This window comes from Intestinibacter sp., from assembly GCF_051866655.1.
Classification (GTDB): Bacteria; Bacillota; Clostridia; order Peptostreptococcales; family Peptostreptococcaceae; genus Intestinibacter.
Genome location: NZ_JBJDXL010000142.1, coordinates 1 through 6,009 on the forward strand (window position 1 = coordinate 1; position 6,009 = coordinate 6,009).

6 protein-coding genes and 1 other annotated feature are annotated in these 6,009 nt (G+C 31.5%); of the genes, 1 reads left to right on the plus strand and 5 read right to left on the minus strand.

Features of this window, described 5'->3' with window-relative positions:
- The 5 genes from ACI3VO_RS04035 to ACI3VO_RS04055 form a co-directional block, all read right to left on the minus strand.
- Positions 1-654 (minus strand): TatD family hydrolase (locus ACI3VO_RS04035; protein ID WP_439756689.1); only part of this gene is annotated, 654 nt, incomplete at its 3' end.
- Between the two features lie 13 nt (positions 655-667).
- Entirely contained in the window at positions 668-2,614 is a 1,947-nt protein-coding gene (gene metG / locus ACI3VO_RS04040; RefSeq protein WP_439756690.1) for a methionine--tRNA ligase, read from the minus strand.
- A gap of 55 nt (positions 2,615-2,669) precedes the next feature.
- Positions 2,670-2,886, minus strand: a binding site (T-box leader).
- Positions 2,887-2,963: 77 nt separating this feature from the next.
- Positions 2,964-3,197, minus strand: a complete 234-nt coding sequence (locus ACI3VO_RS04045) for a hypothetical protein (protein ID WP_439756691.1) — start codon at positions 3,195-3,197, stop codon at positions 2,964-2,966.
- An 87-nt stretch (positions 3,198-3,284) separates the two neighbouring features.
- Positions 3,285-3,809: a spore maturation protein gene (locus ACI3VO_RS04050; RefSeq protein WP_439756692.1), complete on the minus strand. Its 525-nt coding sequence runs from the start codon at positions 3,807-3,809 to the stop codon at positions 3,285-3,287.
- Positions 3,810-4,364 (minus strand): nucleoside recognition domain-containing protein, encoded by a 555-nt coding sequence (locus ACI3VO_RS04055; RefSeq protein WP_439756693.1) that lies wholly within the window; start codon positions 4,362-4,364, stop codon positions 3,810-3,812. It abuts the gene before it with no gap.
- 194 nt (positions 4,365-4,558) lie between these two features.
- On the opposite strand from ACI3VO_RS04055, the gene ACI3VO_RS04060 reads away from it, so the two are divergent.
- Complete coding sequence (locus ACI3VO_RS04060; protein ID WP_439756694.1) at positions 4,559-5,989, plus strand: nicotinate phosphoribosyltransferase; 1,431 nt, start codon at positions 4,559-4,561, stop codon at positions 5,987-5,989.
- Positions 5,990-6,009: the final 20 nt, after the last annotated feature.

Genomic DNA, 6,009 nt, shown 5'->3' on the forward strand with positions numbered 1-6,009 from the left:
ATTTCTTTTTCCTCTATGTGGCGTTGGCGCCATATATGGTGAATCAGTTTCTATGAACAGTCTATCTAGAGGTATTTCCCTTACTACTTCTTTTGTTTTCTTATTGTTTTTAAATGTTACAGTTCCTGATATAGAGATGTAACATCCCATTTTGACGTATTCTCTAGCTAATTCTACATTACCGCTGTAGCAATGAAGTACGCAGCCTGTTTCAGGAGCCTTTGTTGATTTTATAATATCAAATGTATCTCCATGTGCGTCTCTATCATGGATTATTATTGGTAACTTTAGTTCATTAGCTAGTTCAATTTGTCTTTTAAACCATTTCTTTTGAAGCTCTTTGTAATCTCCATCGTAATAGTAATCTAGACCTATTTCACCTATTGCTACGACCTTTTCGTTTTCTGTCGCTAATTTTTTCAAAGTATCCATATCTGCTTCAGTTAAATCCACTACATCATGTGGATGAACACCTACTGCAGCATATATGAAGTCGTACTTGTTAGCAAGATCTACACTTTCAAAGGAAGTCTTCATACAAGCTCCTGGATTTACGACTAAATCGACACCTTTTTCATTAAGAGAAGCGATTAACGCCTCTCTATCTTCATCAAATCTTTCGTCATTTAAATGTGCATGTGAGTCAAATAACATAATGTCTATCTCCTTAGCAAACTATGCAGCCGTCTTTTGCTCCATCAGTAAATGGTATTTTGTATGGTTCTCCATCATCACCAGCTACTAATATCATACCTTGAGATTCTACACCTCTTAATTTAGTTGGTTTTAAGTTGCAAACTACTATTAATTCTTTTCCAACTAATTCTTCTGGTTTGTAGTGTTTTGCAAGACCTGATACTATTTGTCTAGTTTCTGATCCAACCTTAATTTGGAATACTAAAAGCTTGTCAGCCTTTGGATGTTTTTCACAGCTTAAAACTTTACCTATTCTAAGCTCTACTTTATCTAAATCATCTATAGTAATTTGTTCTTTATGTTCAAGTGGAGCTTCTTCTTGAGCAGGTTCATCTTTCTTTTCTGCAAATAATTCTTCAAGCTCAGCAACTTCTTTGTCTATATCTAATCTTTGGAATAATATTTCACCTTTAGTTACTTTTGTACCTGGTTTTATTAAGCCAAATGTAGCTGTACTTTCCCAGTTAGTTAATTCTTCTACACCTTTTATTCCCATTTGTTCATAGATTTTGTTAGCTGTAGTGTTCATTATTGGGTTTATTAATGTAGAGAATATTCTTATTGATTCACATAAATTATATAAAACTGTATCTAATACGTCTTTTTTGCTTTCGTCTTTTGCAAGTACCCAAGGAGCAGTTTCATCGATGTATTTATTAGTTCTTCTTATTAATTTCCATACACCTTCTAAAGCCTCATGGAATTGCATTTTATTCATTTGTTCTTCAAATACTTGTCTTGAAAGCTTAGCTTGTTCTTTTAATGCTTCGTCGAATTCAGTAGCTACTTTTGGTTCTGGTATTATTCCACCGTTGTATTTTTCAACCATAGCTATAGTTCTACTTACTAGATTTCCTAGATCGTTAGCTAAGTCTGTATTTATTCTTGTTACGAAGTTTCTGTGAGTGTAGCTTCCGTCTTGACCAAATGCGAATTCTCTTAATAGATAATATTTTAATGTATCTATTCCATATCTTTCTATCATTTGTTCTGGATAAACTATATTTCCTTTTGATTTACTCATCTTGTCATTAGCGAATAATATCCATCCATGTCCAAATACTTGTTCAGATACTGGTAAATCTAATGCCATTAATAATGCAGGCCATATAATTGTATGGAATCTTATGATTTCTTTACCTACAACTTGTATATTTGCTGGCCAATATTTCTTAAATAATGAATCATCTTCAGTCATATATCCTAATGCACTTATATAGTTACACAATGCATCAACCCAAACATATATAACGTGTTTTTCATCGAAAGGAACTTTTATACCCCAGTCAAAAGAAGTTCTAGTTACACATAGATCTTCTAGACCTGGTTCTAAGAAGTTAGCTACCATTTCATTAGCTCTAGCTTCTGGGAAACAGTAGTTAGGATTTTTGAATAATTCTTTTATTCTATCTTCGTATTTAGATAGCTTGAAGAAATAAGCTTCTTCCTTTGCTACGTAAGTTTCTCTACCGCAGTCTGGACATTTAGTTCCATCTACTAATTGAGATTCAGTCCAGAAACTTTCACATGGAGTACAGTATCTACCTTCGTATTCACCCTTGTATATATCACCTTGTTCATATAATTTAGTGAATATTTTTTGGATTACATCTTTATGTCTTGGTTCAGTTGTTCTTATGAAATCATCATAAGATATATCCATAGTTTTCCATAATTTCTTGATATCAGCTATCATTCCATCTAGGTATTCCATTTCTGTCATACCTGCTTCTCTAGCCTTCTTTTGTATTTTTTCACCGTGTTCATCTGTACCTGTTAAGAATCTTACATCGTATCCACAGAAACGTTTAAATCTAGCAACTGCATCTGTTGCAACTGTTGTATAAGTATGACCTATATGTAATCTACCACTTGGATAGTATATAGGTGTTGTAATATAAAAAGTTGGTTTACTCATTTTACTTCCTCCTTAAAATTTACTGTAAATAAAAAACTCGCCTCCTATGGAATCCCATAGGGGCGAGTATATATTCGCGTTACCACCCTAATTTATCCAGAAAAATCTGAATGTCTTAGTGGACTAATAACGAGTCCATCCGTCTTATCTTAAATAAGTTCAGATAAGAAGCTCCAAGGCCATCTTCAATAATCAATTAGACGCTAGCTTTCACCTAATCTAGCTCTCTGCAGAAAAATTAAATTATCTACTCTTCTCTTCACAGCTTTTAACTATTATTGTTATATGGTTATTTTATTAAATAAAAAATTTGTTGTCAAGCAACATATAAAAAAATTAATTTGGTTTTTTATTTTATTTCAGAAAAAGTATATCTTTCCTTACGAGGTAAAAGAAGTTCATATTCAATTGTGGCACCGTTATCATAAACTGTCTTTTTATATTCAGGAAGACTTGTACCTATCAATTTTTCCAATGCTTCATCTGTATTATCTGTACAAACCTCTTCTTCAAAATTCATATCAAAGTTATATATATTGGCGCAAGGATTATGTATTTCTCTACTTACATCGTATTTTTTCATAAAAATCAGTCCCCTATTCTATAATTTTTAACTATTTATTCTTAAATTATACTATATTTCTTATAATAAATTCAAATTCGAATATATTTATCCAAACAACAAATAACATATGTAAACAGAAGCTATAACTCCAGCAAAATGACTTAGCATCGCACAAATCAAAGTATGACGAGTCTTTTTTATCTTTTGACTTCCATAGTAAATCGCCATAGTATAAAATACTGTCTCTGATGCCCCTACAATAGTCGCACCCATCTTCTCTAATAAAGAATCTACAGATACCCTCTGAACTAGCTCTGAGTACATTCCTAGGGCGCCACTCCCCGATATAGGCTTCATCATTATAAGTCCTATCAATTCCTTTGGTATATTAAGTAGATTTGCTACTGGTGCAAATATAAATTCAAGCATCTCAATTCCTCTACCTGATTTAAATATTCCTATAGCTAAAAATATTCCTATTATATAAGGTAGTATATTCCATGCTGTTTTCAATCCTTCAACTGCTCCTACTACAAATGCTTCATATATATCTACTTTTTTATATTTTCCGTAAATAACTATAAATAGCATAATTATAGGAATGGCTAAATTAGCTATCTTATTGAGCATTTATTTTATCCTCCTTTCAAAAATTTTACACGATACAATTGCTACTATAGTCGATACTGTAGTCGCCACCAATGTAGAAATTATTATTTCATTTGGATTAACAGATCCTAAATCGGCTCTTATCTTAAGCATAGTAAAAGGTACCAATTGAATAGATGATATATTTATAACTAAAAACATTACCATTTCATTAGATGCTCTCTCTTTTTTATCATTCAAGGTTTGTAGCTCCTCCATCGCCTTTAATCCAAAGGAAGTAGCTCCATTTCCAGCTCCTAGCATGTTTAATATTATATTCATTATTATGTAATTCATAGCCTTGTGATTTTGAGGTATTTGTGGGAATAATTTTTTTAAAATAAAATTTATCTTCACTCCAATTTTATCAACTAATCCAGACTCTTTAGCTATATTCATTATTCCCATCCAAAGTGACATTATAGCTGCCAAACTTATAGTAAATTCAATAGCCTTCGAACCTTCATCTAAAATCACTGTATTTAATTGTTGTAAATTATCAAAGTAAATACTCCCTACTATCCCTATAACTATCATATAAAACCATATTTTGCTAATTTTTCCCCACCTCTCTTTAAAATAACATTTTTTTTTACGCAATAATTAATAGTTACTTTAAATAATTTTATGATGTATTAATACCACTTTATACTTGAAAGTTTTGCTAGATTATGTTTAAGTATATGTATAGGGTTTTTTATAACTAATTAAAATATTTAAGGAGAAAAAAAATGCGAAATTTAACTCTACTTACAGATTTATACCAACTTACTATGATGAATGGATATTACGAAAAAAACATTCACGAAGATATAGTTGTATTTGATATGTTTTTTAGAAAAAACGCTTGCGACGGTGGATACACAATTATTTGTGGTATTGAGCAACTGGCTGAGTATATAAATAATTTGCATTTTTCAGAGGACGACTTAAACTATTTAAGAAGTTTAAATCTATTTTCTGAGGGGTTTTTGGATTTTCTAAGAGATTTTAAATTTACAGGAGATATATATGCAGTAGAAGAAGGAACTATAATGTTCCCTGGTGAACCAATAATAACTGTAAAAGCACCTTTATATCAAGCTCAATTGATAGAAACTGCTTTGCTTAATATAGTTAACTTCCAATCACTAATAGCAACTAAAGCTTCTAGAGTTTGCTATGCTGCTCAAGGGGATCCTGTTCTTGAATTCGGATTAAGAAGAGCTCAAGGACCAGATGCTGGTACTTACGGAGCAAGAGCTGCAGTTATCGGTGGATGCGCTGGTACAGCCAATGTATTAGCTGGGAAAATGTTTGATATTCCTGTTGTCGGAACTCATGCCCATAGCTGGGTACAAAAATTTGATACTGAATTAGAAGCTTTCCAAGCTTATGCTGACATATATCCAGATAATTGCTTATTATTAATCGATACATATAATGTCTTAAAGAGTGGTCTTCCAAACGCTATTAAAGTATTTGATAACTTAAAAGCAAAAGGATATAAACCTACAGGTATACGTATCGATTCAGGAGATTTAGAATATCTTTCTAAAGAAGTCAAAAAAGGACTTGAAGAAGCAGGATATCATGATTTAAAAATTACTGCTTCAAATGACTTAGACGAGTACATAATTGCAGACTTAAAATCAAAAGGCACAGCTGTTAACTCATGGGGTGTTGGTACTAAATTAATTACATCTGCTGAATCTCCATCATTAGGTGGTGTTTACAAATTAGCAGGTTCATTCAAAGGTGATGAATTAATACCTAAGATAAAAGTATCTGAGGATCCAGAAAAAATAAATAATCCAGGTTACAAAAAAGTAGTTAGAATATACGATAGCAATAACGATGCTGGTAGTGATTTAATAATGTTAAAAGACGAAGAAATCGACACTACAAAGCCTCTGACTGTATTCCACCCTACATATACTTGGAAGAAGCTTACTTTTGAAAATTATTCAGTTAAAGAACTTCATAAGCCTTTATTTATAAATGGAGAATGTAAATATGAATACAAACCTATAAATGAAATAAAAGCTTATGTAAAATCACAACTTGATACTTTCTGGGACTCTTATAAGAGACTTTCTTCACCTAAGAGATTCAAAGTTGATTTATCTCAAAAACTTTGGGATTTAAAAAATGATTTATTAGAATCAAAAAAAGTGTTTTAATTAAAATAATTTTTTAGATA